The sequence below is a fragment of the Aerophototrophica crusticola genome (assembly GCF_012913305.1).
GTDB lineage: Bacteria > Pseudomonadota > Alphaproteobacteria > Azospirillales > Azospirillaceae > Niveispirillum > Niveispirillum crusticola.
The window spans coordinates 2,143,213-2,169,305 of record NZ_CP051775.1; the positions used below are offsets into that span (position 1 = coordinate 2,143,213).

A 26,093-nucleotide genomic window follows, 5' to 3' on the forward strand; every position below is an offset into this window, starting at 1 on the left:
TCAACCTTGTCCTTTGCCGTCGGGGGCCGCGAGGCCACGCAGGGGGTTGATCGGCTGACCCGCCCGTCGCAGCTCGAAATACATCGTGGGCGTCCCCTCCTTGGCCAGGCTACCCACGGGTTCACCGGTCAGCACGCGCTGACCCACCTGCGCATCGATCTTTCCCAAGCCTGCCAGCAGGGAATGATATCCATGCGCGTGTTCCAGGATCAAGATCAGCCCGTAGCCCTTGAAGGGCCCCGCGAACATCACCGACCCGTCATAGGGGGCGACGACCGGCCCGCCGGCCCGCCCCTTCAGCGTCAGGCCGCGGCTGGTGGTGCCCAGCTCGTCCTGCTCCCCATAGCGGGTGACGACATCGCCGCCCACCGGGAATTCCATGCCGCCCAGCCGGGGCAGGCCCTTGCCGGTGCCCAGGGCCGCGACCCGGTCCTTGGCCTTGCGCTCCCGCTCCGCCTCGGCCGCCGCCCGCCGCGCCGCCTCAGCCGCCTTCTGGCGGGCCTCGGCCTCCTTGCGCTGGGTCTCCAGCTTCTCCAGCAGGTCCTTCAGGTCCGAGGCCCGCGTCGCGAGCTGGGCCACCTGCCTCGTCACCTTGTCCCGCTCCGCGTCGGTGGCGCGGGACAGTTCCTCCCGCCGGGACACCAGGCCGCGGATATCGTCCTGCCGCTTGGCCAGGGTGGCGGCGGAGGCCTCCACCACGCCGCGCTGGCGGGCGAGATCCTGCCGCAGGGCGGCCAGCCCCTCCAGCTCCTTGGCCAGGGCGTCGGCGCGGTCGCGCAGCTCCGGCACGGCGGCGCGCAGCAGCAAGGCGCTCTTCACCGTGTCCGCCGGCGGCTGGGGCCGGGCCAGCAGCACCTCCGGCGGCAGGCGCGACAGCCGTTGCAGGGCGCCCAGCAGCTCCGCCAGGGCGGCTCGGTCGGCGTCGATCCGGGCCACCCGCTCGCCCTCCTGCCGGGACAGGTCGGCCAGGGCCTGCTCCAGCCGGGCCAGTTCCTGCTCCTGCGCGCGGGCCTGCTCCGCGGACTGGATCAGGCGGGCGCGCAGCTCCACCAGCTCCCGCTCCAGCGCCTCCGCCTGGGCATCCAGCTCCTTCTGGCGGGCGGTGCCCTGCTCCAGGTTCCGCTCCACCTCCCGCAACTTCTGGCCGGCCGCGGCGGGGTCGGACGGGGCAGTGCCCTGCGCCGCGGCCGGGAGGGCCGGGGCGAGCGCCAGCAGCGACCCGATCAGGGCGGCCGCCACCGCCGTGGCGGCGGTTATGGCGCGGGGGGCGGGCGGCATGGGCGGGGCGGTCTTCCTCCGGCTACGTCACGAAATCGCGGGCCATGTGGGCACGGGCGCCCGCACATCCCAGGGGTGATACTAGGGCGCGGCAAGCCGTCCGTCGATGCCGCTCCGGGACCCGGCCGCGGGTCCGCTTGTCCGTGACCTGTTTGGCACCCCCATCAAGCGACCGGTTTGGTTAACGGGAGCTTTCCCGCCGCCCCGCCGACCCTTGCGCAAGCGGGGTGCCCCTCCCCCGACCGCGCGTGGCCGCCCCTGTGCCGGGCCCGGCTGCGGATCGCCACGGCCACAACCGAAGCTGTCGCCCGCGCCGCCCACTTCAGCCATTTCGGCTGCGCGCTCCTGGCATGCTGGGAACAACGAACTTGCGTCGGGGAGACAACCATGGACATGCGCGCGACGCTGGCAGCGGACGCCATCGCCGTCGAGGAGCGCTGGTGCGCCCGGAACTACAAGCCGCTGCCCGTGGTGATATCCCGCGCCAAGGGCGTGTGGCTATGGGACGCGGACGGGCACAAGTACCTGGACATGATGAGCGCCTATTCGGCGGTCAACACCGGCCATGGCCACCCCCGCATCCTGAAGGCCCTGACCGAGCAGGCGGAGCGGGTGGCCGTCGTCTCCCGCGCCTTCCACACGGACCGGCTGGGGCCGTTCCTGGCCAAGCTGTGCCAGGTCACCGGGCTTGACGGCGCCTGCCCCATGAACACGGGCGCCGAGGCTGTCGAGACGGCCATCAAGGCCGCCCGACGCTGGGCCTATACGGTGAAGGGCGTGCCCGCCGACCGGGCGGAGATCATCGTGGCGGAAGGCAACTTCCACGGCCGCACCACCACCATCGTCGGCTTCAGCAGCGAGCCGGAGTACCGGGACGGCTTCGGCCCCTTCGCCCCGGGCTTCACCCTGGTGCCCTATGGCGACGCCGCCGCCATCGAGAAGGCGATCACCCCGAATACCGCCGCCGTGCTGCTGGAGCCCATCCAGGGGGAGGCGGGCATCGTCGTGCCGCCGGCCGGTTACCTGCAGGCGGTGCGGGAGATCTGCGACAAGCACAATGTGAAGCTGATCCTGGACGAGATCCAGGCCGGCATGGGCCGCACCGGCAAGTGGTTCGCCTTCCAGCATGAGGGCATCCGCCCCGACGGGCTTTGCCTGGGCAAGGCGTTGGGCGGCGGGGTGATGCCGGTGTCCGCCTTCGTCGGCACCCATGAGCTGATCGCCAGCTTCAAGCCGGGCAACCATGGCAGCACCTTCGGCGGCAACCCGCTGGCCGCCGCCGTGGGGCTGGAAGCCATCCGGGTGATCGAGGAGGAAGGGTTGGTCCAACGCTCCGCCGAGTTGGGGGGGCACCTGATGGATCGGCTGCGCGCCATCGGCAGCCCGCTGGTGAGACAAGTCAGGGGCAAGGGCCTGTGGGTGGGGGTGGACATCGACCCGGGCCTTGCGACCGCCCGCGCCGTCTGCGAGGAGCTGATGCGCCGGGGCGTGCTGAGCAAGGAGACGCACGAGACGGTGATCCGCCTGGCCCCCCCGCTGGTGATCAGCCGGGAGGAGCTGGACTGGGCCATCGACCGGCTGGAAGACACCCTGGCCGCCATGCACCCCGGCCGACGTGACCATGACCGCAGCGCCCTGACCCAGGAGCAGGCATGACCGCCTTCATGAACGCCCGCCACTGGTACGGCCTGGTGGGCGCGCCGACGGACATCGGCAATTTCGGTTGCGGCGCCGCCAGCGGCCCGGCCGCGCTGCGGGCCGGTGGCTTCCTGGACCGGATGCGGCACCAGGGCATCGTCGTGCGCGACATGGGCGACGCGGAGGGCCCGGCGGAGGGCACCGGCATCGGGGAGCACGGCATCCGCCATGTGGAGGCCACTGCCGCCTGGTGCCGGGCGGTGCGCGATGGCTGCGGGCAGGTGCTGGCCGATGGGGGCACGCCCCTGATGGTGGGCGGCGACCACAGTTTGGCGCTGGGCTCCGTCGCCGCCGCGTCGGCCCATGCCCGCAAGTTGGGCAAGCCGCTGCACGTCTTCTGGTTCGACGCCCACCCGGACTTCAACACGCCGGACACCAGCCCGTCCGGCAACACCCACGGCATGCCCATGGCCGCCGCCTGCGGCATGGGCCACCCGGAGATGCTTGATGTGGGGGCCTTCACCCCCCTGCTCCACCCCCACGACCTGACCCAGTTCGGCATCCGCGACGTGGACCATGGGGAGCGTGCCCACCTGCTGCGCCATGGCGTGCGCTTCCATGAGATGCCGGAGGTGCGACGCGCCGGGCTGGTGTCCCTGGTGGCGGAGGCGCTGGAGCGGGCGGAGCGGGCCGGTGCCCACCTGCATGTCAGTTTCGACATGGACGCCCTGGACCCCGAACACGCCCCCGGCGTGGGCACCCCGGTGCCGGGTGGCCTGACCCTGGACGAGTCCGTCGCGGCCCTGCGGCTGGTCGGCGAGTCCGGCCTGACCGGCTCCTTCGACCTGGTGGAGCTGGCCGCCGTGCGGGAGGCGGGCGGTTCCCGCACCGTGCAGTCCGCCCTGGAGCTGCTGCAAGCCTTCCTGCGAGCCGACCGGCGGCTGTTCGTGGAGCCCTTGGCGGTGCGGGTGGCTTGACGATGTTTGTCGGGGACGGTGCTTGACCCAGGCCGCCGTCCCCGATAGAGCCGACCCATGCGTCGCAAACTCGACCATATCGACCTGAAGATCCTGCGCGAGCTGCAGGCCGACGGGCGCATCACCAACCAGGCCCTGTCGGAGAAGGTGGGCCTGTCCGCCCGCCCCTGCCTGGAGCGGGTCCGCAAGCTGGAGAAGGACGGCTACATCGTCCGGTACCAGGCGCTGCTGGACGTGCGGCGGCTGCAATCCTGCGTGCAGGTGCTGGCCCAGATATCGCTGGAGCGCCAGGGCCGCGAGTCCCGCCAGCTGTTCGAGCGCACCCTGCGCGACACGCCCGAGGTGATCGAGTGCTTCGAGGTGTCGGGGGAGCACGACTACATCGCCAAGCTGGTCTGCCGCGACATCGCCGCCTACCAGGAACTGACCCAGGGCTGGATCGACGACCCCCAATTGGGCGTCAGCCGGGTGACCAGCAACATCGTGCTGCGCCCGGTGCGGGACTTCGGCAGCGTGCCGATCTTCGAGGAGGAGTTGGCTTAGGTCGGATTAACGGGCGATCGCCCGCGTAATCCGACGGCCCAACGGTCGGCCGACGTGACGTCGGATTACGGAGCCTTGCGGCTCCTAATCCGACCTACTTCACGAAGCCCCATCCCACCTCCGCCGTCGCCTGGGCCACCTGGCCGTACATCTTGGCGCGGCGGTCGGCGGCGTTGCCGGCCAGGGCGCGGGCGTAGACGCCCTGGCAGATGCTGGCGATGCGGAAGAAGCTGAAGGCCAGGAAGAAGGGCCAGTCGGGGATGCCGTCGCGGCCCGTGCGGCGGCAATAGGCGGCGACGTATTCCTCCTCCGTCGGGATGCCAAGGGCGGGCAGGTCCAGGCCCTTCAGGCCGGGGAACTCCTTGATCCCGGCGGGCAGGTGGTAGGCCATGCAGTTGTAGGCCAGGTCCGACAGGGGGTGGCCCAGGGTTGCCAGCTCCCAATCCAGAATGGCGACCACCCGCGGCTCCGTGGGGTGGAGCATCAAATTGCCCAGGCGGTAGTCGCCGTGGGCGATGGTCGTCTCGTCCCCCGCCGGGACGTGGCGGGGCAGCCACTCCATCAGCTTGTCCATGGCGGGGATGTCGTCGGTCTTGGCGGCCACGTACTGCTTGGACCAGCGCTCCACCTGCCGGGCCACGTACTGTTCCGGCTTGCCGAAGTCGCCGAGGCCGGCGGCTTTCCAATCCACCTGGTGCAGGGCGGCCAGGGTGGCGTTCATGGCGTCATAGGTGGCCGCCCGTTCCGCCGGGTCCATGCCGGCCAGGGCCACGTCGGAGATTACCCGGCCCTCCACATGGTCCATGACATAGAAGGGCGTGCCGATGACGGTCGCGTCCTCACACAGCAGCCGGGCGGTGGGCACGGGCGCGGCGGTGCCCGCCAGGGCCTTCATGGCCTTGAACTCCCGCTCCACCATGTGGGCGGAGGGCAGCAGCTTGCCAGGCGGCTTCTTGCGCAGCACATAGCGGCGGCCGTCGCCTGATGTCACCAGGAAGGTGGGGTTGGACTGGCCGCCCTGGAACTGTTGCAGGGTCGCCGGTTCGGCGAACCCGTCCAAATGGTCGGCCAGGTAGCGCCACAGGGCCGCCTCGTCGAAGCGGTGCTGCGGCAGGACGTCGATCAGGACGGCCCCGGTCATGGCGCTTTCCTCCCCCTTGTTTGTTTTCGTCAATTGCCCGTGCCCGCAGGCACGCCCTAGGCCATGGTCGGGTCGCCGACTGTGGCGCCGCCATCCACCACCAGCAACTGTCCGGTCATGAAGCGGCCGGCGGCACTGGCCAGCATCAGCGCCACGCCGGCGATCTCCACCGGCTTGCCGAAGCGGCCCAGCGGGGCCCGGCGCATCACGGCCTTGGCGATATCCGGGTTGTCGGTCAGGGCCTTGGCGAAGTCCGTCTCGATGATGCCGGGGGCGATGGCGTTCACCCGCACGTTGGCGCGGCCATACTCGACGGCAAGATTGCGGACCAGCGCCGCCTCCGCCGCCTTGGACACGCCATAGGCGCCGATCACCGGATTGCCGCGCAGGCCGGCGATGCTGGACAGGACGATGACCGACCCGTCCTTCCGCTCTGCCATCTGTGGCATCACCATGTTGCAGAGCTGCCAGGTGCTCCGCAGGTTGGTGCCCATGATCTTGTCCCAGGCGTCGTCCGTCACGGTGGCGAGGGGACCATAGACCGGGTTGATGGCGGCGTTGGCCACCAGGATGTCGATCCGGTCCCACTGGCCCATGACCGCCTGCACCAGCCGCTCCAGGTCTTCCTTGCGGCCGATGTTGCAGGGGACGGCGATGGCCGTGCCCTCCCCCACCTCGGCGTTGATGGCCGCCGCCACCGCGTCACAGGCATCCTGCTTGCGGGAGGAGATGACCACCTTGGCCCCGGCGCGGGCATATTCCTCCGCGATGGAGCGGCCGATGCCGCGGGAGGAGCCGGTGATGAGGGCGACCTTGCCGGTCAGGTCGAAAAGCGGGTTCTGCGCCATGGGTGTCCGTCCCTGGTTATCGTTGCTTCTGGGCGTGCCTGGGGAAAGGGCCAGTGTCAGCGGGCGGTGGTGCCGCCGTCCACGACGAACTCCGCGCCGGTGACGAAGACGCTCTCATCCGACAGGAGGAACAGCATCATGTTGGCCGCGTCCTCCGCCTTGCCCATGCGGCCCATGGGGGAGGCGCGCTCCAGCCCCTTGCGCATCTTGTCCCCGTCCTTGGCCAGGTCGATCATGGACTGGACCATGGCCGTCTCCAGGAAGCTGGGGTGCAGGCTGTTGCAGCGGATGTTGTAGCCCCGCTCCGCGCACCACACGGCCACGGACTTGCTGAGCAGCCGCACGGCGCCCTTGGAGGAGCAATAGGCCGGCAGGGTGGCCGCGCCGATCAGGCCGGCCACGGAGGAGACGTTGACGATGGAGCCGCCGCCGGTCTGCTTCATGGCCCGGACGGCATGCTTGCAGCCCAGGAACACGCCCTCCGTGTTCACGGCGTGGACGAAGCGCCACTGCTCCAGCGTCTCTTCCTCGATGTTGTTCATGGAGCCGACGCCGGCATTGTTCGCCAGCCCGTCCAGCTTTCCATAGGTGGAGACCGTGTGGCCGATCACCTCGACCCAGCGGTCCTCCTTGGTCACGTCCTGGATCAGGAACTCAGCCCCCGGGATGCCGGCCGCAGCCTGTTCCCCCGCCGGGTTGCGGTCGGTCATGACCACCCGCGCCCCTTCCTCCGCAAGGCGCTTCGCCGTGGCGAGGCCGATGCCCGAGGCGGCACCCGTGACGATCACGACCTTGTCCTGCATGCGCCCGGCCATGGGCATCCTCCCTGGTGACGTTGTTGGTTGCCGGGGAGGATAGCGGAGGGGGACAGGCGTGGGAAGGGAAATTCAAACGGGCGTTTGAGGTGGCTTAGCCATCTCCCTGGGGAGAGGGGGATGTCAGGCCACCTCCCCCCGTCGCAGATCCTCATTCAGCATCCGCAGGCGGTAGGCAGCGCAGGCGCGGGCGTGGGCGGCGCGGTCGGGCGGAGTGGGCAGCAAGGCGAGGGCCCGGGGTTCCGGCGGCTCCGGGACGGCCGGCGGGTCGGGGGCGCGGTAGGGGATCAGGGCGCGGGTCATACCCCCGAGGCTAAGGGCACGCGGGCACCGCGGCGCGGAAGCGGACGGGGAACGGCGACGGGCGTTGGAAGCAAAACGGGCGGCCGTGGAAGGCCGCCCGTCTCACTGAAATATCGAGGTAGGAACCGCTCAGTCCGGCTTGCGCTTGGTCAGGGTTTCGAGCTGGTTCTGCAGCTCGTCTAGGCGCTTCTGCAGCTCACCGAACTTGTCGTCCTGGGCCTTGCGCGGCTCCGCCGGGGCGGGGGTCGCGGTCGGGGCGGTGGGGAGGTTGTCCTTGCCCTCAGGCCCGCCGAAGGGGCTGAACATGCGCATCGCCCGCTCGAACATGGCGATGTTCTGCTTGCTCATCTCCTCGAACGTGCCGAACGGGAAGACGCCGCCCAGCGTGTTCGTGAAGTAGTCCCGCATCTTTTCCTGGTTGCGGGTGAAGGACTGCATGCTGTGTTCCAGGTACCGCGGCACCATCCACTGCATGTTGTCGCCGTAGAAGCTGATCAACTGGCGCAGGAAGGGGATGGGCAGGAGGTTCTGGCCCTTCGACTCCTCCTCCACGATGATCTGGGTAAGGACGGAGCGGGTGATGTCGTCACCGGTCTTCGCGTCGTAAACGACAAAGTCGGTTCCGTCCTTGACCATCTGGCAGAGATGGTCGAGGGTCACGTAGCTACTGGTCGCGGTGTTATAGAGACGCCGGTTGGCGTACTTCTTGATGGTCACCGGCGCGGGTCTGGTCTCATCTTTTTCAGCCATCGAGGACGTTTCCCGGCGATGTCGGTTTCGTATTTGGTAGAAGTACGTCATCACGCACCCGCAACGCAAGTATCCCGCGGCGCCGAAATCTTCGCTCGCAAAGGGTATGGCGCCGCAAAATCAGCATCCCCGAATGGAAGGTGCCCCCATGGAGAAGCGGGAGCCCCCCTCCCCGAAGAGTTGGCAAGGCGTTACCTGGACTTATGGCAGGACCAATGGGCTGCGGTCAGCGCCGACCCGGGCGTGGCGGACGCGATCACGCGCTCGTTGGGGATGCTGGGCCAGTCGGCCCTGATGCTCAATCCCTTCATGGCAGCGGCCGGGACCTGGCCGACTCCGTGGACCACGACGGGGCACCCCATGAGCCGCCGAAGCCCACCCCATCCCCGACGCCAGGGCCCGCGGCCGCTGGGCCTGCACCTGGCGGCCAGCCTGACGGTGTTGCTGAGCTCGCCCGCCGGGTTGCAGAGCTTGAGGAGCGCCTCACCGCGCTGGCGGCCGGAACTGGCGGAACGGGCGGCGGCCCTCGCCCGCGACGCGGCAAGCGTCCCGGCTGATGCCCTGGCCCGGGAGGTGGACCGGGAGATGCGGCGGCGGCTGGACCGGTTCCTGACCGGGCTGGAGCGCTATCGCCACCACCCCTACCGGCGCGACGTGGCGGACCCCGAGCCCTTGTGGCAGGAAGGGTCGGCCCGGCTGCTGGACTATGGCACGGCGGAAACCCCGGCGGACGCCCCGCCGGTGCTGTTCGTGCCGTCGCTGGTGAACCGGGGCTATATCCTGGACCTGTCCGCCCGCAAAAGCCTGGTGCGCTGGCTGGCGGGCAACGGGGTGCGGCCCTTCCTGCTGGATTGGGGCGCGCCGGGGCCGCTGGAGCGGGGCTTCACCCTGACCGACATCGTCGCCGGCCGGCTTTGCCGCGCTACGGTGGCGGCCAGCAAGGCGGCGGGGGGCCGAAAGCTGGGCCTGGTCGGGTACTGCATGGGCGGGCTGCTGGCACTGGGTGCGGCGCAGCGGCAGCCGGAGTGTTTCGCCAACCTGGTGGCGCTGGCCACGCCGTGGGACTTCCACGCCGACGACAAGCCGGGCGCCCTGCGCACCGCCGCCTTCCTGGGCCCGTTCGAGCCCACCATGCGGCTGTTGGGCGAACTGCCGGTGGACGCCATCCAGACCCTGTTCGCCCAGCTGGACCCGCAACTCGCCCTGAAGAAGTTCAGCCGCTTCGCCCTGCTGCCGGAAGGGTCGCCGGAGGTGGAGGACTTCGTGGCGCTGGAGGACTGGCTGAATGACGGGATCACCCTGCCTTCGGCCATCGCCCGGGAATGCCTGGGCGCCTGGTACGGGCAGAATGAGACGGGGCGGGGCTGCTGGCTGGTCGCCGGCCGGCCGGTGGAGCCGCGGGAGGTGGAGCTGCCCACGCTGGTGGTGGTCCCGGCCAAGGACAGGATCGTGCCCCCCGCCAGCGCCAACGCCTTGGCCGACGCCGTGCCGCGGGCGGAGCGCTGGACACCTTCCCTGGGTCATATCGGCATGATCGTCAGCGGCGGGGCGGAGCAACGGGTCTGGACACCCCTGCGGGACTGGCTGGTGGCCCACGCGTGAGGGGACGGCGCCGGGAGCTGTTGGGGATCTGCCCCCGCCTCCCTCCCGGAGCCCCAAACCATGCCGATCCGTGCCGCCATCCCGGAAGACGATCCGCTGGTGGTCCGGCATTACTTGGCGGTGTGGGACAGCTATGGCACCCCGGCGGACCATTACCGCGCCGATGCCGGGGCCCTGGTGCTGGCCTGGCTGGCGGAGGCGCGGGCGCAGCAAGGCCTGGGCGTGTTCCTGGCGGAGGAGGACGGGCAGGCGGTGGGGTCCGCCTGCTGCCAACGCTTCCAGACCCCCTACCCCGACGTCATCCAGCCGACCCGGCGCAACCCCGGCTATGTCTGGAGCGTGTATGTGGAGCCAAACTGGCGCGGGCGGGGCCTTGCCCGCCTGTTGGTGACCCGCGCCGTGGAACACCTGCGGGGGATCGGCTGCTCCCGCGTCCTGCTCCACGCGTCCCAGGCGGGACGCGGGGTGTATGAGCGGCTGGGCTTCGTGCCCGGCAGCGAGATGCGGCTGGAGCTATAGGGTGGCGCCAGCTAGCCGGAACCACCACGGCCGCGGATGTGGCGGAGCCTGCCCAGGCCCCCGAGCCAGGGGCGGCTGGGGATCAGGTTAAATCTGCGCCAGGCTGCGGGGCTTGTAATAGAGGTGGCCGTCGATGCGGGCGGTCTGGTCGAAGACCTCCTTCCAGTCCGGCTTGGCGTCCAGATGGTGGAAATAGAGGGCGCCGTTGGTGGGGTCCGGCAGCTTCTTGTCGAAGGCCAGCTCGGCGATGCGCTTCGCTTCCGCCCAGGCCTCCGGTTCCTTCGCCTGTTCCGGCTTGCCGTCGCAGTACCATGAGAACTGGCAGGGCGGCGTCTCCCCGCCCTGGCGGACGACGCCGCAGACCGTGTCGGGGAAGCTGCCATGGCCGACACGGTTCATCACCACCGCCGCCACGCCCTGGCGACCCTTCTCCGACTCGCCCCGCGCCTCGAAATAGACCGCTTGGGCCAGGCATTCGATCTCCTGCGCGCGGAAGGCCAGCTCCTGCGGGCTGGGGCCCGGCGGCGGGGCCGGGGCGGCCACGGGCGGCGGGGCCGGCGGCGGGCGGGAGGCGCAGGCGGACAACATCACCATGAAGACAAGCCCAAGGACCCGCGCCCACATGCCCGACACTCCGCCAAGGGTTCCGAAGAGACGGGCGGAAGAACGTCGGCGGGGGTGGAGAGGTTCCAAGGCCTTCGTGTATGCCAAGAAATGATGTCACCCCGGCCGCAGCGCAGCGGAGAGCCGGGGCCCTCGGGGACCCTTCGTGCAGATCACCGAAAGCCCCTGTTTCTTTTGCGGATATCGAGGGATGGATCTTTGGAGAAGGAAATTTGGAAACACGAAGGGCACGAAGGACATTAGAAAAAAGTAACAGTCCGGTGTCTGAGAGTATAAGGCTGTTGTCTTCTTAATTCTCGTGTTCTTCGTGCCCTTCGTGTTTCATAAAATTCACACCTGCTGCCGCTCGTCTTTCACACAACTCGGCCCCGCTGCCGCGCCATCTGCACGTCGGCTTTCCCAAGGGCCCCGGGTCAAGCCCGGGGTGCCTCATTTATTGGCAGTCAGGGGGTGCCCATCACCAGCGCGCCCGCCAAATCCGCGGGCATGGGCTTGCCGTAGAGGAAGCCTTGCAGGAAATGGCAGCCAAGGCGGGCCAGTTCGTCGGCCTGTTCGGGGCTTTCCACGCCTTCGGCCACCACCTCAAGCTCCAACTGCTGGGCCAGGGCCATCATGGTACGGAGGATGGTGCGGCTCTCGAACCGGTCGATCATGCTCTTCACGAAGGCGCGGTCCACCTTCAGGAAATCGAAGGGCAGGGTCTGCAGGTAGGACAGGTTGGAATAGCCGGTGCCGAAATCGTCCATGCACAGCCGGATGCCCAGGTCGCGCAGGCCGGTCAGGATCTCCGCCGCCAGCTCCGGGTCGCCGATGATGGTGCCCTCTGTCACCTCCAGCTTCAGCAGGGTGGGGTCCACGCCCGTCTCGGCGATGACCTGGGCCACATGCTCCAGGAAGCCCGGCTCCGACAGTTGCGCGGCGGAGATGTTGACGCTGACCCACACCGGCTTTCCGGCGGCCCGGGTCCAGGCCGCCGTCTGCAAGGCCGCCTCCCGCATGGCCCAGGCGCCGATGGGGACGATCAGGCCCGTCTCCTCCGCCGTGGGGATGAAGGCGATGGGGGTGACGATGCCGCGGGTGGGGTGGCGCCAGCGCACCAGCGCCTCGAAGGCCACCACCTCCCGCGTGTCCGCGGCGACGATGGGTTGGTAGTACAGCTCGAACTGCTTCTGGCTGAGGGCGGCGTTCAGCTCGATGGACAGGTTCAGGCGACCGGGGGTCGTCGGCTCATCGCCCACCACCACCTCCTGCAGGCGGCCATGGGCGCGCTTGGAGCGTTGCAGGCTTTCCTCAGCCCGGGCCAGCAGCTCCTCCGCGTCCACCAGGCCCGTGTCGCACCAGGCGAGGCCGGGGGTGGCGAGGGGCTGCACCTCCCGCCCGGCCAGCAGGATGGGGGCGGCGACGGCGGTGACGATGTCTCGCACCCGGGCCTTGGCGTCGTCCAGGGTCAGGTCGGGCAGCAGGATGGCGAACTGGTCGCCGCCGATGCGGCCGCAGCAGGCCCCCTGCCCCGCCGCGGCGGACAGGCGCACCGCCGTCTCCGCCAGCAGCCGGTCACCCCAGACCACGCCCAGCTCCTGGTTGATGTCGCGGAAGCGGCGCAGGTCGATGCTGGCCACGGCCAGGGGGCGCAAGGCGGCCTTGCCCACCACCAGCCGGTCCTCCACCGCCGCCACGAGGCCGGTGCGGTTCAGCAGGCCCGTGGCCCGGTCGTGGGTGCGGTCCTCCGCCAACTGCTCGAACAGCAGGACATTGTCCAGGCCGATGGCCACGGTGCGGGTGAAGAGCTGGACCAGTCGCGGGTCCAGGCCGAAGGGCCGGTCCAGCCCGGCCACATAGACCACCACCGCCAGGGTGGGCGAGACGGCGACGTGGACCGCGTGCCAGTCCGGCCCGCTGACGCTGGCGCCCTGCGCCATGGCCCGGGCCACGCGCTGGCAGACCTCCGCCGGCACCGCATGGGACAGGGGTCCGGGCAGCAGGGAGGTGACCATGGCCCCGGACGGGCCGAAAGGGCCATAGCCCGCCAGCACCCGCGGCTCCCCCGTCGGTTCCCCCGCCACCAGGGGGCAGCGGGCCAGCAAGACCCCGTGCGCGCCCCCGACCAGGGACCGGAGGCTGAGCACCACCCCTTCCGTGAACCGGTCCAGGGACCGCTCCCCGAACAGGCGGGTGGAGGCGTCCAGGATCTGTTCCAGACCGTGCCGGTTGTCCTCCAGCGCGCGGAGCTGGTCATAGGCACGCAAGGCGGTGGCGACGGACGTCCAGAGCCGCTGGGCCGTCAGCTCATCCTTGGAGCGGTAATCGTTGATGTCGTACTGCACCACCACGTCCCGCTCCGGCGCCTGGCCGGGCTGGCCGGTGCGCAGGATGATGCGGACCAGGTGGTTGCCCATCTCCTCCCGGATGGCGCGGGCCATGCGCAGGCCGGCGTCGTCCGTTTCCATCACCACATCCAGCAGGACCAGGGCGGCATCCGGGTTGGCCCGCAGCAGGGCGAGGCCCTCGGCGGCGGAGCGGGCCTCCAGGAAGCTCAAGCGGCGGCCCAGCAGCGACAGGCCGCGCAGGGCATAACGGGTGACATGGTGGACTTCCGGGTCGTCGTCCACCACCAGTACCAGCCAGGATGGCAGGCTGGCGGCCGGCGACGCTTCCCCATCCTCGTCGGCGAAGACGATGTCCTCGTCCGATACCCCCTCCACCACCCCTACCCCAGCGGCGATATCCCCTTTCTCCTTCTAGCAGAGGCACGGGCGGCTGTCGCCTGCGGCGGATGGGACCAGGTGAACGGGTTTATGACTCATAGCACGCGCCGTTGATCGTGAACGATCAACGGCCCCTCAGGCGCCGGGCGCCCGCATCCGCGGGCTTGGCTCACGCGGGCATGAGCCCGCGGGCCGGCGGTCGCCGGCCTCCAAGCGCATGAGTGAACGGCTCATGCGCTTGGCATCAGCCCTTCGAATCGCCCAACCCCAGCCCCATATCCCTGTCATGAGCAAGGTAATCCCCCTGATCGCCGCCCTGCTGGTCGCGGGAAGCGTCCCGGCCTCGGCGCAGAACAACCCGCTGCTGTCACCGGCGCCGTCCACCTCCACGCGCTTTTCCCCGGCGCCGCGGTCATTGACGCCGCTGGAGCAGGAAAAGGCGCGGGCCACCCGCGACAGCCTGAGCGACCCCCTGCGGGAGCGGGAGGTGCTGGACGCGCAGGGTCGCCTCGACCCCTTTGCGGAACGGGAGACGCGGGAGCTACGCGGGGAGGCCAACCGGCTGGATCAGGTGGTGCGGACGCCGACCCGGCCGCTGGAGCCGGCGCTGAACGACCGCAAGCTGGACGACACGCTACGGCCCGAGCCCCTGCCCGGCACGCTGGAGCGGCTCCCCCGCCTCGGTGAGGGCGGGGCGACCCTGAAGCCCGGTGAACGGCCCGGAACCCGGGCCAAGCCAAGCCAGGTCCCAAAGGCCGGGCCGGCCACCACGGCACCGCAGCAGCTCAACCCGCCAAGCAACGGCACCCAGCCGGGGCAGGTCCGGCAGGATGGGGTCACGGGTGACCTCCAGGGCCAGGGTGGGAAGGGGCGCTAGCCGCCAGCGGGTGACGGCGGCGCTGGCCTCCAACCGGCGCGGCCCCAGCCGCAGTAGCACCCCCGGAACGCCCCCCGCCTCCGCCGCCAGTTGCAGGCGGCGGCTGGCGGCCAGGTCCAGCTCCCCCACCTCCCCCAGCACGGCGCCCACGCCGGGGTGGCGCAAGGCCTCCTCCAGCACCCAGAGCACGTCCGTCTCCCCCTTGCGGCCGGGGGCGGCCTGGACCAGCAGCACATCCTGGGGCAGCAGCCCGTACTGGCCCAAGGCGGGGGCGTAGAGGTCGTCGGTGCGGGCCACCCACAGCACCGGTCCCCGGCCCGCCGCCAGCTTGCCCAGCAGCACGGCGCTGAAGGCGGTGGCGATACCGCTGTCCAGCACCGCGTCGGGGCCGATCACCTCATGCACCGCGCCCAGGGGCAGGCCACCGCCCGGCAGGGCCGCGTCCAGTTCCGGCAAGCCTAACGGCACCACGGCGGTGCCATCCTTGCCCCCCACCCCCTCGATCCTCCGCACCCGCTCCCGCAGCTCGTCCAGCAGGCGGGCCTTGTCCGGGGCAAAGGGCGGGCGTGACGCGAATCCGTCCATGGCGGGCGCCTTTCAGGGGTTGGTCTCAACAGGGTATTTGTTCCTGTTATGTTCTAGTTTGGGGGCGGCGGGGTGTCAAGGGGCCGTGGGCCATGCGGCTTGGGGAACGGTGTGTTGGGAACACGGATTTCCAGAACTCAACAGAATTACATGAACAGACGCCTGCACAGACAAACCATAGCAAGCTCCCGATAAATAACTTCATAGAACGCGCCCGCGGCGTCTCCAGTTAAAAACTGCCGGAACGCCAAACTCGACAGGCCAGGACAAAGGGGCCCGCATAATCCTTTCAATCCTTTAAATCCGCGTTCCCCCAACACCTGCCCGCAGCATAGCCGGCTTGGGAACGAACACCTTCCCCCAGGGTTATTCCCCCAACACATCCAAGACCAAGGAGGCCCGGTCCCATGGACATCGTCCGCATCCTGCTCGCCATCCTGCTGCCGCCGCTGGGGGTGTTCCTGCAGGTGGGATTCGGGGGCAGTTCTGGCTGAACGTGCTGCTGACCATCCTGGGCTACATCCCCGGCATCATCCACGCCCTGTACGTCATCATCAAATACAAGTGACGGGGGCGGCCTTGTCCCGGCACACGCCCAAGCCCATTGACCCGGCCACCATCGCCCGGCTGCGCGACCTGTCGGACCTGCTGGACAGCCGCTGGCGCATCCCTGGCACGGGCATCCGCTTCGGCCTGGACGGCATCGCCAGCATCGTGCCGGTGGCGGGTGACACGCTGACCGCCCTTGTCTCCGCCTACCTGATCATGGAGGCGCGACGTGTGGGCGTGCCCACCAGCACCTTGGTGCGGATGGTGGGCAATACCGGGCTGGACTGGGCCGTGGGCAGCATCCCCGTGCTGGGCACCATCTTCGACGTGGCCTTCAAGGCCAACAAGAAGAACATGGACCTGCTGCGCCGCCACCTGGACCGCCAGGACGACCAGGCCGCCGCCCGGCTGATGAAGAGCGACCCGAGCCGGTAACCCCACAAACACTGGCATTTACGCGGCCGGAGGGATCGGGTTGAGTGGGGGGAGCGTCCACCACCGCGCCGCCCGGATGAACCGCGCCCTGCCCCTGTTCCTGTTGCTGCTGCTCCTGCTGGGCGCGGTGAAGGCCTACCACCTGCTGGCGCCGGGCTCGCCGGACGACACCTGCCCCTGGTCCCTGCCGACGGAGGGGCCGCCGGACAAGGGCGGCATGCTCTGCCCCGACGTGGACTTCTTCGAGGTGGCCTTCCTGACCTGCGAGGGGGGCCGGCCGACGGTGCTATATCTGGAGGCCCCCTGCCCCGAGGGGCAGGCCTGCGCCGTCACCCTGCTGGCCGACGGCAGGCCGCTGTCCTTCAAGGGCACCGGCGACGTGAACGAGATGTCCGACGTGCCCACCGTCGCCATCCCGCTGGCGGGGAACGAAGGCGCCTTCGCCGCCCTGGGTGCCGCACGGCTGCGGCGGCTGGAACTGCGGGTGGGTGACGGCCCCACCCAGGCCTTGGCCGCCAAGGGGGCGGACCAGGTGATTTCCCGGGTGTTGGAGCACTGTGCCCGCCGGCCGGCCCAATAAGGTCACGGGGGCCGCGGCCCTGCCTTAACCCTGCCTTCACCAGCCCCGGCCAACGGTTGCGCACGCGCATCCTTGTCCGCCGGAGGCTCCCCCCATGTTCATGTCCGACAACAAGCTTGGGTTCCGGTTCGGCCGCGAGGCCCAGCCCGACCCGGAACAGTCCCCCCTGCGCGCGGCCTTGACCGCCGCTGGCCGCGGCCCGGCCCCGGTGCCTCCGCCCTTGCGCCTGACCCCCGCCCCCACCGGCCCCGCCGACGGGGAGGGCGAGCCCCTGACCCTGACCGACTTGGCCCCCGCGGCCGATGCCGCCAAGGCCGAGCCGGCCGCCACCGACACCCCGGACACCCACGCCCCCACGGCCACCCAGGAGCCCCGCCCCATGCAGCCGATCATCGCCCAGGCCCGCGCCGTGCTGACCCAGCCCCCGGGCGAGGATGAGGCCCGCGCCCTGGACAAGGTCATGCGGACCATCAACGAGTTGTCCACCCGCCACGCCGAGCAGGAAAAGGAAGTGGCCGCCGCCCGCGAGAGCGTGGCCCGCATGCAGGCGGAGAAGGCCCGGCTGGTGGAGGAGAACCAGCAGATGCGCGACCTGCTGTCCGCCCTGCTGCGCACCGTGGAGGCGGAGCGCCGCCGCCGCACCGAGACCCTGTCCCGCATCGGCGAGCGCCTGCAGGGCATGGTGGCGGAGGACAATGCCGAGGCCAAGGCGGCCTGACCGCCGCTTCTGCCCTTTGTACGGTGATGGCCGTCGGTCGGCACGGCGGCGTTTGTCACCAAGGTTATCGCTGCTTTCCTGCTTCCCCCGCGCAGGCGGGGGTCCACGGTTCTTGACCCGCCACCCCATGGCATCGTGGCATAAAACTGTGGGCTCCCGCCTTCGCGGGGGAAACAATGGAGTGCGAGCCACCCGTCCCCACCGCAATGGCATTGGCAAGCATGGCGAGCGCCTTGCGGACGGCCTCCCTACCCCCTAAAATCGGCATCAAGAACAACCGCTTGCCGGGAGGTATGGAGATGAAGGCGTTCCTGTCCGCCGTGATCGTCGCGCTGGGGATGGCGCTGGGCGCGGCCGTGATCCTGGGTGAGGTGCAGACCCCCGCCGAGCAGGCCTTCACCACCCAGGGCGTGCGGCTCTGACCCTTCCTGCCGGGAAGCTTCACACCCCGGACAGCATCTTTCGGAAGGCGGGCATGGGCCCGGCGCCGGCGTGGTCCACCACCCGGCCCGGCGCCCCGTCCAGCAGCTTGGCGCGCATGTCCTCGGGCACGCGCACCTTGGCATAGTCCGGTACCGAGACCAGCACATAGACCGTCTCGGCCAACAGCACGGGGCGGCCGGTGCCGTTGTCGCTGAACTCCATGGCCAGGGTGAACGACGTGGTGCCGATCCGGCCGGCCTTCACCCGCGCCTCCAGCACGTCGTCGAACCGGGCGGGCGACAGCCATTCCTTGGTCTGCTTCACCACCTGGTAGTCATAGCCCACCGCCAGCAGCTGCTTCGGCCCGCCCCAGACGGCGCGGACGAACTCCGTTGCGGCGATGTCGATGTAGTCACCATAACGGGCGTTGAAGACGATGCCTTGGGCATCGCACTCCCCGTACCGGACACGCATCAGGTAGCGGAAGCAATCGTCGGAGTCCTGGAACGCGACCATGTGGGAACCCTGGGAGACGGGGCGGGCTTCTGCCGCGCCAGCCCTTAGATCAACAGACCCAGGGACAGATAATCAATGGTATCGCCCGGGGCAACCCGGGTTACCTCCTCACCCAACTCAACCAGGCCATCGGCCTCCACCAGGCTGGAGAGGATGCCTGCCCCCTCCCGCCCGGACTTGTGGGCTTCCCAGGTCCCGTCGGTGGCGCGGACGAGGCGGGCGCGCACATACTCACGGCGGTCCTTCTTCTTTCTATAGGCGAAGGCGGCGCGGACGGGGAAGGCCGGGACCGCCTCCGGCTCAGCCCCCTGCAGCCGCCGGACCAGCGGCCGGACGAGTCGCAGGAAGGTGACCATCACCGCCACCGGGTTGCCGGGCAGCCCGACGAAGGGTGTGTTGCCCACCTGGCCCAGGGCCACAGGCCGGCCCGGCTTGATGGCGAGGCGCCAGAAATGCAGCGATCCGTGCGCCTCCACGGCCGCCTTCACATGGTCCTCCTCCCCCGTGGAGACGCCGCCCGAGGTGAGGATCAGGTCATGGGACGGGGCGGCGGCGGCCAGCGCCGCGCCGATGGCGTCACGGCTGTCGCGCAGGATGCCGAGGTCGGTGACGGCGCAGCCCAGCTTGGCCAACAGGCCCTGGAGGGTGAAGCGGTTGCTGTCATAGATGGCCTGGGGCGCCCGCTCCCCGCCCGGCTCCGCCAGCTCATCCCCGGTGGAGAAGACGGCCACCCGCAGGGCCTGCCTGAGGGGCAGGCTGGTCAGGCCCAGGCTGGCGGCCAGGCCGATGTCCTGGGGCCGCAGCACCCGGCCGGCGGGCAAGGCCACGCTGCCCTCGCCACATCCTCCCCCGCCGCCCGCGCGTTGGCGCCGCGCTTCAGGCCGGGGCGCAGGGTGACGGTGCCGTCGCCCAGCACCGCATCCTCCTGCATCATCACCGTGTCCAAGCCCGGCGGCATCGGCGCGCCGGTGAAGATGCGCACGGCAACGCCCGGGGCTACCGGCACCCCCAGCCGCTGCCCCGCGGCCACCCGGCCCTGGACCGGCAGGGTGGTGTCCGCTTCCGGGTGCAGGTCGTCGAAGCGGACCGCATAGCCGTCCACGGCGGAATTGTCGAAGGCGGGCACGTCGATGGGCGCGACGACATCTGCCGCCAGCACCTTGCCCAGCCCGGCCAGCAGCGGCAGCTCCCCCACCCCGGCCACCGGGGCCAGCCGTTCCCGCACCAGGGCGACCGCGTCGTCCACCCGCAGCAGCGGCCCGCCGAAGGCGAAGCAGTCGTCGCTGAGCTGGGCCATCAGCCCCGCCCTCCCCACGGACCAGACCGACATGGCCCAGGATGAAGCCGGCGATGGCGTCCACGTCGTTCAGGTCCAGCACCGGCAGGGGGCAGCCGGGGATGCGTTCATCGCTGGCCACCGCCACGATGTGCGGGTCGTCCGGGTGCAGCAGGGGCTTGCCGTTGGCGGCGCGCCAGACCTCCAGTTTCGGATGGCTGTCGCGCTTGAACCCCTCCACCAGCACCAGGTCCACGGGGGAGAGCTTGCCCAGCAACTCCGCCAAAGTCGGCTCCGGCGCGCCGCGGTTCTCATGCATCAGGGCCCAGCGGTTGGCGGAGGACACCAGCACCTCCGTCGCGCCGGACATGCGGTGGACATAGCTGTCCTTGCCCGGCTGGTCCACGTCGAAGGCGTGGTGGGCGTGCTTCAGGGTGGAGACGGTGAAGCCCCGGGCGATGACCGCCGGGATCAACTTCGCCATCAGCGTCGTCTTCCCGCTGCCGCTCCACCCGGCAAGGCCGAAGGTTTTGTGCCTGTTTGTCATCCAGCGAGTTTAGTAGGTCGGATTAGCGGGCGCCAGCCCGCGTAATCCGACGGACTCCCGTCGCCGATGGATGGATGTCGGATTACGCATCGCTAATCCGACCTACGAAACGAAAAGGGCGCCGGGGTTGTCCCCCGGCGCCCTTCTCGCTCTTCCTTGAACCGAAGCTTATTCCGCCGCCACCGGGTGGCCGCGGCCCTCATGGCGGGTGCCCATCATGTCCTGGACCCAGAGGTCGTGGTGGGCGCGGGCCCAGTTCAGGTCCACCTCACCGGAGCCCATGGCGGCGAAGGCGCCCTCCATGCCGACGGAGCCGATGTAGATGTGGGCCAGGATCATGGCGATCAGCAGGACGCCCAGCACCGCGTGGACGATGTGGGCCAGCTGCATCCCGGCCATGTCGGTGACCGTGAAGGGGAACATCAGGAAATAGCCGGTGGCCGCGATGGCGCCGCCGCCCAGCACGGTGCTCCAGAAGATCATCTTCTGGCCGCCGTTGAAGCGGTGGGCATGGGCGTGGCCCTTGCCGACCAGGCCGCCGCCGGCCTTCAGCCAGTCGATGTCCAGCTTGTTCGGGATGTTGTCCTTCGCCCAGAGCAGGAACATCAGCACCACGCCCAGGGTGAAGGGGAAGGACAGGTAGTTGTGGGCATATTTGCCCGCCTGGGAGACGGCGGTGAAGGCTTCCGGCCCGATGACCGGCAGCAGCAGCGCCCGGCCGAAGGCGATGTTCAGCCCGCTGAGGCCCAGCACGATGAAGCAGCTGGCCGTCAGCCAATGGGCGAAACGCTCCAGCCCGTTGAAGCGGGTAATGGTGCGCCCCGCCGGGCCGCCCTCGATCTTGATCCGGCCGCGGGTGGCGAAGAAGATCGCCAGCACGGCCAGGATGCCGAAGATGGCGATACCGCCGATCAGCTTCAGCTCCTCGCGCTGGAAGTCGCGCCAGGACTTGCCTTCCGGCTGGATCAGCAGGCTGGCCTTGGCGTCGGGGATCGACACGCGGCCGGCCACGTTGCCCTGGAGCTGCTGGAAGAGCTGCACCTCCTGCTCGGAGATGTTCTGCGGCTGCTGGCCGGACGGGGTCTGGCCCACCGGGCCGGCACCTTGCGCGAAGGCGGGACCGCCGGCGAGCAGCGGCAGGGCGAGCAGCCCGGCGGCGGCGAGACGGGTAAGGCGGTTGGTCATGGTCATCCCTCCTCCCCCGGGCCTCAGGCCGCGGAGCTGTCCTTGTAGGCCACGGACCAGCCCCAGGCGCCGGTGCCATAGCCACGCTTCACCACACGCTCCTTGTAGATGGCGGCGATGATGTCGCCGTCGCCCGCCAGCAGCGCCTTGGTGGAGCACATCTCCGCGCAGAGCGGCAGCTTGCCCTCCGCCAGGCGGTTGGAGCCGTACTTCTGGTACTCCACCGGGGTGATGTCATCCTCCGGCCCGCCGGCGCAGAAGGTGCACTTGTCCATCTTGCCGCGGCTGCCGAAGTTGCTGGTCTGCGGGTACTGCGGCGCCCCGAACGGGCAGGCGTAGAAGCAGTAGCCGCAGCCGATGCAAAGGTCCTTGCTGTGCAGCACCACGCCGTCGGCGGTGGTGTAGAAGCAGTCCACCGGGCACACGGCCGCGCAGGGCGCGTCGGTGCAGTGCATGCAGGCCATGGAGATGGAGCGCTCCCCCGGCTCGCCGTCCTTGATGGTGACGACGCGGCGGCGGTTGATGCCCCAGGGGACCTCGTGCTCGTTCTTGCAGGCGGTGACGCAGGCGTTGCACTCGATGCAGCGCTCGGCGTCGCAGAGGAACTTCATGCGTGCCATAGAATTACCCTCCCTTCCCGGCGCTTCTCGTTACGCGGCCTCGATGCGGCACAGCGTGACCTTGGTTTCCTGCATGAAGGTCACCGGGTCGTAGCCGTAGGTGGTCACCGCGTTGACGCTGTGGCCCAGCACGATGGGGTCGGTGCCCTTGGGATAGGCGTCGCGCTGGCTTTCCCCTTCCCAGAAACCGGCGAAGTGGAAGGGCATGAAGGCCACGCCCTTGCCCACCCGGTTGGTCACCAAGGCCTTGACCTTGACCTTGGAGTCCCCCTCCGGCCCATAGACCCAGACCATGCCGCCATCCTTGACGCCCAGCTTGCCGGCATCCTCGGTATTGACCTCGACGAACATGTCCTGCTGCAGCTCGGCCAGCCACTTGTTGGACCGGGTCTCCTCGCCGCCGCCCTCATACTCCACCAGGCGGCCCGAGGTGAGGATGACCGGAAACTTCTCATGCAGCTTGGCCTCCACGGCCTTGGTCTGCACGGACTTGCCGACGTTGGCGACGCGGAAGTCGCGGTTGTCGTCGCGGGTGGGATACTCGGCCACCAGCTTCGGGTTCGGGCTGTAGATGGGCTCCCGGTGCACGGGCACCGGGTCGGGCAGGTTCCAGGCCACGGCGCGGGCCTTGGCGTTGCCGAAGGGCGAGCAGCCATGCTGCAACGCCACCCGGATGATGCCGCCGGACAGGTCGGTGGTCCAGGACACGCCGTCGTTGTTGGCCCCGCCGATCTTGTTGATGACCGCCAGCTCCGCCTCGGTCAGGTCCTTGTCCCAGCCCAGCTTCTTCAGCAGGCCCATGGTGAACTCGGGATACCCGTCCTCGATCTCCGAGCCCTTGGAGAAGCTGCCCTCCGCCAGCAGGGTCTGGCCGTCCCGCTCCACGCCGAAGCGGGCGCGGAAGGTGCCGCCACCCTCCATCACGTGCTTGGTGGTGTCATAGAGCACGTGGGTGCCGGGGTGCTTCAGCTCCGCCGTGCCCCAGCAGGGCCAGGGCAGGCCGTAATACTCGCCCGCCACAGGGGAGCCCGGGGCGCCCTTCAGCGTGATCTTGTCGAAATGCTCCTGGTTGGCCATGTGCAGCTTCAGCCGCTCCGGCGACTGGCCGGTGTAGCCGATGGACCAAGTGCCGTAGTTGATCTCCCGCAGGATGCTCTCGGCCGTCGGCTCCACGCCGTTGACCTCGATCTTCTTGAACATCTCGTTCTGGAAGCCGAGCTTGCCGGCCAGGCGGTACATGACCTCGTAGTCGTTCTTGGACTCGAAGATCGGCTTCACCACCTGCTCACCCCACTGGATGGAGCGGTTGGAGGCGGTGCGGGAGCCCGCGCACTCGAACTGGGTGCAGATGGGCAGCAGGTAGGTGCCGTTCTTGCGGCCCGACAGGCTGGCGAAGGTGGTGGGGTGCGGGTCGGCGACGACCAGAAGCTCCAGCGCCTCCAGGCCCTTGCGGCTCTCGCCCATGCGGGTGACGGTGTTGCCGCCGTGGCCGAACACCACCATGCCCTTCAGCGGGGCCGGCTGGTCCACATCCTTGGCATCGGCCAGCGTGGCGTCGAACCAGCGCGTGGTGGGGATGCCCTTGGTCTCCATCAGCTTCTTCTTGGCCGCCCGGTCCATAGTGGCGGTGCCGAAGCGGTTCAGCAGCCACTCATAATCCACGTCCCAGACGCGGGCCCAGTGCTTCCAGGCACCCTCCGTCAGGCCGTAATAGGCCGGCAGGGTGGTGACGTCGAGGCCCAGGTCCGTGGCGCCCTGCACGTTGCAGTGGCCGCGGAAGATGTTGGCCCCGCCGCCCTCGACCCCGATGTTGCCCAGGGCGAGCTGCAGGATGGACAGCGCCCGCACGTTGGCCGTGCCCACCGTGTGCTGGGTCACGCCCATGCACCAGATCAGGGTGCTGGGGCGGTTCTTCGCCATGATCTCGGCGACGCGCTTGACCTGCTCGCCCGGGACGCCGGTGACCTCCGCCACCTTCTCCGGCGTCCACTTGGCCACCTCCTTGCGGATCTGGTCCATGCCGTGGACGCGCTGGGCGATGTACTCCTTGTCCTCCCAGCCATTCTCGAAGATGTGCCAGAGCATGCCCCAGACCAGCGGGATGTCCGTGCCGGGGCGCAGGCGCACATACTCGGTGGCATGGGCGGCGGTGCGGGTGAAGCGCGGGTCCACCACGATCATCTGGGCCCGGTTCACCTCCTTGCCGCGCAGCACATGCTGCAGCGAGACGGGGTGCGCCTCCGCGGGGTTGCCGCCGATGATCAGGATGGCCTTGGCGTTGTTGATGTCGTTGTAGCTGTTGGTCATGGCGCCGTAGCCCCACGTGTTCGCCACGCCGGCGACCGTGGTGCTGTGGCAGATGCGGGCCTGGTGGTCGACCGAGTTGGTGCCCCACAGCGCCGCCATCTTGCGGAACAGGTAGGCGCCCTCATTGCTGAACTTGGCGCTACCCAGCCAGAACACGCTGTCCGGGCCCGACTTCTCCCGGATGTCCAGCAGCTTGGCGCCGACCTCGTCGATGGCCTGGTCCCAGGAGATGCGCTTCCACTCCCCGTTCTCCAGCTTCATCGGGTACTTCAGCCGGCGGTCGCCATGGACCAGCTCACGCACCGAGGCGCCCTTGGCGCAGTGGGTGCCCACGTTGATCGGGCTGTCATAGGCGGGCTCCTGCCCCACCCAGACGCCGTTCTGCACCTCGGCATGCACGGTGCAGCCGACGGAACAATGGGTGCAGATGTTGCGTTTCAGCTCAATCGGTACGCCGGGCGTGTGGGGCCCGGCCTCTGCCTTGCGCACCGTGGTGAGCGACAGGCCGGACACCGCGGCCAGGCCACCGGCCGCAAGGCCGGAGCGGCGCAGGAAGGTCCGGCGGTCGAGGGCGCCGGAGGCGACGGATGCCAACGCCTCGGTCAGGCGGGCACGGTTGGGCGACGCGGATGCGCGCTTGGTCAGCATGGCAGGCCTCCCCTGGGGATCAGTACCGGTTGGTCCGGTAGTAGGTCTTGACGTGGTCGGTTTCCTTGTACCGGGCCTTGACCCGGTCGGCTTCCGACTCCTTGGCCTCGGCCGGACCGGCCGCGACCAGGGGCACGGCCACGGCCGCGCCCGCGGCGGTGGTGCCCAGCACGCGCAGGAACCCGCGGCGGCCGGTGCCGACCGCGTCCTTTCCAGACTTTTCCGACGCCATGGTGCGTACCCTCCCCAATGCCATGCCGCCCGCAGGCCCCATGGCCCGCGGGAGGGTAAGAAGTTCCCTGAACCGCCCCCGGGCCGGTGCCCACCCCCTTGGCAGGGGCAAGCCGGCCCGGTGTCGTTTGTCAGGCGGCGAGCCGGTAGGCCTCCGCCTCGATCTCCACGAACAGCCGCCCCACCGTGCCCAAGGGCCGGTAGAAGGCTGCCTCCCCCGCCTGTTCCAGGTCTGAGAAGAACCGGCCCGCCCAGGGGGCGATATGCCGGGTGAAGAACTGGTTCTGCCGGGCGAGCGGGACCGCGAAGTCCCCTGCGATCAGCCCGGCCATCATCTCGGAAATGCTGGCGATATGGTCCTCCGGGTCGGAGGCGCCCTCGGCGCGGGCGATGCCCAGATCCGCCATGTCGCCGCGCAGCCGCGCCAGCGGCTTTTCGTTCAGGAAGCCCGTCAGGTAGAAGCTGGCGTAGGGCACCAGCTCCCCCCGGGCCACACCGATGAACAGGTTGTGGTATTCACGTTCCGCCCGCCTCTCCTCCGTCGCCGCGGCCGCGGCGGCCAGGGCGGACAGGGCTTGGCCCAGGGGCGATGCGTCGCCGGACAGGCCGGACAGTTGGGAAAGCAGCTCCGCCGACGGCGGGCGGGCCAGCAGGGTGCCCAGCAGGGACCAGAGACGCGCGCGCAACAGGTCGGCCTCATCCAGGGCGATGCCCTGGCTGCCGCTCCCGGCGCGATCGTTCGGTACGCCTGACACGCTCCCCAATCCCTTCTTGCGGAAGGCGGCAGGCCCTGATGAGGTCCTTGACCACCTGGCGGGCATGTTATGCGGAGAAAAAACTTGGCGGCAAGCGC

Annotated in this window: 27 protein-coding genes and 1 pseudogene; 10 read left to right on the forward strand and 18 right to left on the reverse strand. The window is 69.6% G+C overall.

The genetic code is table 11. The features are described 5' to 3' along the window. Positions 1 to 1,278, reverse strand: coding sequence for a murein hydrolase activator EnvC family protein (locus HHL28_RS10465; RefSeq protein ID WP_083698696.1), 1,278 nt, complete (start codon positions 1,276 to 1,278; stop codon positions 1 to 3). 387 nt (positions 1,279 to 1,665) lie between these two features. Here HHL28_RS10465 and rocD point away from each other — a divergent pair, with 387 nt between their 5' ends. Genes rocD through HHL28_RS10480 form a run of 3 tightly spaced genes read left to right on the forward strand, consistent with a single transcriptional unit; the run spans position 1,666 to position 4,436 of the window. Further along, complete coding sequence (gene rocD, locus HHL28_RS10470) at positions 1,666 to 2,934, forward strand: ornithine--oxo-acid transaminase (RefSeq protein ID WP_075768495.1); 1,269 nt, start codon at positions 1,666 to 1,668, stop codon at positions 2,932 to 2,934. Then, positions 2,931 to 3,893 carry an arginase gene (locus tag HHL28_RS10475; protein WP_083698695.1) on the forward strand — a complete coding sequence of 321 codons (963 nt, stop codon included), beginning with the start codon at positions 2,931 to 2,933 and terminating at the stop codon, positions 3,891 to 3,893. The genes rocD and HHL28_RS10475 overlap by 4 nt, the downstream gene beginning before the upstream one ends. Before the next feature lie 57 nt (positions 3,894 to 3,950). Continuing rightward, positions 3,951 to 4,436: an Lrp/AsnC family transcriptional regulator gene (locus tag HHL28_RS10480; RefSeq protein ID WP_075768494.1), complete on the forward strand. Its 486-nt coding sequence runs from the start codon at positions 3,951 to 3,953 to the stop codon at positions 4,434 to 4,436. Positions 4,437 to 4,530: 94 nt separating this feature from the next. Here the strand turns inward: HHL28_RS10480 and HHL28_RS10485 are convergent, their stop codons facing one another. The 5 genes from HHL28_RS10485 to phaR all read right to left on the reverse strand — a co-directional run bounded on the left by HHL28_RS10485 (position 4,531) and on the right by phaR (position 8,293). Then, the gene (locus tag HHL28_RS10485) at positions 4,531 to 5,577 is read right to left on the reverse strand and encodes a phosphotransferase (protein ID WP_075768493.1); all 1,047 of its coding nucleotides are present in this window, start codon (positions 5,575 to 5,577) and stop codon (positions 4,531 to 4,533) included. A 56-nt stretch (positions 5,578 to 5,633) separates the two neighbouring features. After that, the gene (locus HHL28_RS10490; RefSeq protein ID WP_075768492.1) at positions 5,634 to 6,425 is read right to left on the reverse strand and encodes an SDR family NAD(P)-dependent oxidoreductase; all 792 of its coding nucleotides are present in this window, start codon (positions 6,423 to 6,425) and stop codon (positions 5,634 to 5,636) included. A 56-nt stretch (positions 6,426 to 6,481) separates the two neighbouring features. Then, a complete protein-coding gene (locus tag HHL28_RS10495) occupies positions 6,482 to 7,240 on the reverse strand; it encodes a glucose 1-dehydrogenase (RefSeq protein WP_075768491.1) in 759 nt (252 codons plus the stop codon). A gap of 123 nt (positions 7,241 to 7,363) precedes the next feature. Continuing rightward, on the reverse strand, positions 7,364 to 7,543 hold the full coding sequence (locus HHL28_RS10500; RefSeq protein ID WP_075768490.1) for a hypothetical protein: 180 nt from the start codon (positions 7,541 to 7,543) through the stop codon (positions 7,364 to 7,366). A 129-nt stretch (positions 7,544 to 7,672) separates the two neighbouring features. Next, on the reverse strand, positions 7,673 to 8,293 hold the full coding sequence (gene phaR / locus HHL28_RS10505; RefSeq protein WP_075768489.1) for a polyhydroxyalkanoate synthesis repressor PhaR: 621 nt from the start codon (positions 8,291 to 8,293) through the stop codon (positions 7,673 to 7,675). 360 nt (positions 8,294 to 8,653) lie between these two features. Between phaR and HHL28_RS10510 the strand changes: the two genes are divergently transcribed. After that, on the forward strand, positions 8,654 to 9,895 hold the full coding sequence (locus HHL28_RS10510; protein ID WP_075768488.1) for an alpha/beta fold hydrolase: 1,242 nt from the start codon (positions 8,654 to 8,656) through the stop codon (positions 9,893 to 9,895). Positions 9,896 to 9,955: 60 nt separating this feature from the next. Beyond that, positions 9,956 to 10,414 carry a GNAT family N-acetyltransferase gene (locus HHL28_RS10515; RefSeq protein ID WP_075768487.1) on the forward strand — a complete coding sequence of 153 codons (459 nt, stop codon included), beginning with the start codon at positions 9,956 to 9,958 and terminating at the stop codon, positions 10,412 to 10,414. Between the two features lie 87 nt (positions 10,415 to 10,501). Here the strand turns inward: HHL28_RS10515 and HHL28_RS10520 are convergent, their stop codons facing one another. The 3 genes from HHL28_RS10520 to HHL28_RS10530 form a co-directional block, all read right to left on the reverse strand. Then, complete coding sequence (locus tag HHL28_RS10520) at positions 10,502 to 11,008, reverse strand: cell wall hydrolase (protein WP_169655104.1); 507 nt, start codon at positions 11,006 to 11,008, stop codon at positions 10,502 to 10,504. A 473-nt stretch (positions 11,009 to 11,481) separates the two neighbouring features. Next, positions 11,482 to 13,740: a GGDEF/EAL domain-containing response regulator gene (locus HHL28_RS10525; protein WP_169655106.1), complete on the reverse strand. Its 2,259-nt coding sequence runs from the start codon at positions 13,738 to 13,740 to the stop codon at positions 11,482 to 11,484. 637 nt (positions 13,741 to 14,377) lie between these two features. Further along, a complete protein-coding gene (locus HHL28_RS10530) occupies positions 14,378 to 15,205 on the reverse strand; it encodes an ImuA family protein (protein WP_075768483.1) in 828 nt (275 codons plus the stop codon). 340 nt (positions 15,206 to 15,545) lie between these two features. Here HHL28_RS10530 and HHL28_RS10535 point away from each other — a divergent pair, with 340 nt between their 5' ends. The 5 genes from HHL28_RS10535 (at position 15,546) to HHL28_RS18580 (ending at position 17,909) form a co-directional block, all read left to right on the forward strand. Beyond that, positions 15,546 to 15,773 (forward strand): YqaE/Pmp3 family membrane protein, encoded by a 228-nt coding sequence (locus HHL28_RS10535; protein ID WP_404325535.1) that lies wholly within the window; start codon positions 15,546 to 15,548, stop codon positions 15,771 to 15,773. A gap of 11 nt (positions 15,774 to 15,784) precedes the next feature. Next, the gene (locus HHL28_RS10540; protein ID WP_083698694.1) at positions 15,785 to 16,189 is read left to right on the forward strand and encodes a DUF4112 domain-containing protein; all 405 of its coding nucleotides are present in this window, start codon (positions 15,785 to 15,787) and stop codon (positions 16,187 to 16,189) included. A 40-nt stretch (positions 16,190 to 16,229) separates the two neighbouring features. Beyond that, entirely contained in the window at positions 16,230 to 16,769 is a 540-nt protein-coding gene (locus HHL28_RS10545) for a hypothetical protein (RefSeq protein ID WP_169655108.1), read from the forward strand. Positions 16,770 to 16,863: 94 nt separating this feature from the next. Further along, positions 16,864 to 17,487: a hypothetical protein gene (locus tag HHL28_RS10550; RefSeq protein ID WP_075768480.1), complete on the forward strand. Its 624-nt coding sequence runs from the start codon at positions 16,864 to 16,866 to the stop codon at positions 17,485 to 17,487. A gap of 299 nt (positions 17,488 to 17,786) precedes the next feature. Further along, on the forward strand, positions 17,787 to 17,909 hold the full coding sequence (locus HHL28_RS18580; protein WP_404325536.1) for a hypothetical protein: 123 nt from the start codon (positions 17,787 to 17,789) through the stop codon (positions 17,907 to 17,909). A gap of 19 nt (positions 17,910 to 17,928) precedes the next feature. Here HHL28_RS18580 and HHL28_RS10555 read toward each other — a convergent pair whose 3' ends face one another. The 9 genes and pseudogenes from HHL28_RS10555 to HHL28_RS10590 all read right to left on the reverse strand — a co-directional run bounded on the left by HHL28_RS10555 (position 17,929) and on the right by HHL28_RS10590 (position 25,995). Beyond that, positions 17,929 to 18,426, reverse strand: coding sequence for an acyl-CoA thioesterase (locus tag HHL28_RS10555; RefSeq protein WP_075768479.1), 498 nt, complete (start codon positions 18,424 to 18,426; stop codon positions 17,929 to 17,931). A gap of 44 nt (positions 18,427 to 18,470) precedes the next feature. Further along, positions 18,471 to 19,253, reverse strand: coding sequence for a molybdopterin molybdotransferase MoeA (locus tag HHL28_RS18585; RefSeq protein WP_404326908.1), 783 nt, complete (start codon positions 19,251 to 19,253; stop codon positions 18,471 to 18,473). Further along, entirely contained in the window at positions 19,187 to 19,723 is a 537-nt protein-coding gene (locus HHL28_RS18590) for a MoeA family protein (RefSeq protein ID WP_404325537.1), read from the reverse strand. Before HHL28_RS18590 ends, HHL28_RS18585 begins: the two co-directional genes overlap by 67 nt. A 22-nt stretch (positions 19,724 to 19,745) precedes the next feature. Then, a pseudogene (gene mobB, locus HHL28_RS10565) lies at positions 19,746 to 20,249 on the reverse strand (molybdopterin-guanine dinucleotide biosynthesis protein B); the annotation flags it as partial. Between the two features lie 168 nt (positions 20,250 to 20,417). Further along, positions 20,418 to 21,434, reverse strand: a complete 1,017-nt coding sequence (locus HHL28_RS10570; protein WP_075769118.1) for a formate dehydrogenase subunit gamma — start codon at positions 21,432 to 21,434, stop codon at positions 20,418 to 20,420. Between the two features lie 23 nt (positions 21,435 to 21,457). Continuing rightward, entirely contained in the window at positions 21,458 to 22,054 is a 597-nt protein-coding gene (gene fdh3B, locus HHL28_RS10575) for a formate dehydrogenase FDH3 subunit beta (RefSeq protein WP_075768476.1), read from the reverse strand. 30 nt (positions 22,055 to 22,084) lie between these two features. Then, positions 22,085 to 25,009 carry a formate dehydrogenase subunit alpha gene (locus tag HHL28_RS10580; RefSeq protein ID WP_075768475.1) on the reverse strand — a complete coding sequence of 975 codons (2,925 nt, stop codon included), beginning with the start codon at positions 25,007 to 25,009 and terminating at the stop codon, positions 22,085 to 22,087. Between the two features lie 19 nt (positions 25,010 to 25,028). Beyond that, the gene (locus tag HHL28_RS10585) at positions 25,029 to 25,241 is read right to left on the reverse strand and encodes a hypothetical protein (RefSeq protein ID WP_075768474.1); all 213 of its coding nucleotides are present in this window, start codon (positions 25,239 to 25,241) and stop codon (positions 25,029 to 25,031) included. A 130-nt stretch (positions 25,242 to 25,371) separates the two neighbouring features. Next, on the reverse strand, positions 25,372 to 25,995 hold the full coding sequence (locus HHL28_RS10590; protein WP_075768473.1) for a TorD/DmsD family molecular chaperone: 624 nt from the start codon (positions 25,993 to 25,995) through the stop codon (positions 25,372 to 25,374). Positions 25,996 to 26,093: the final 98 nt, after the last annotated feature.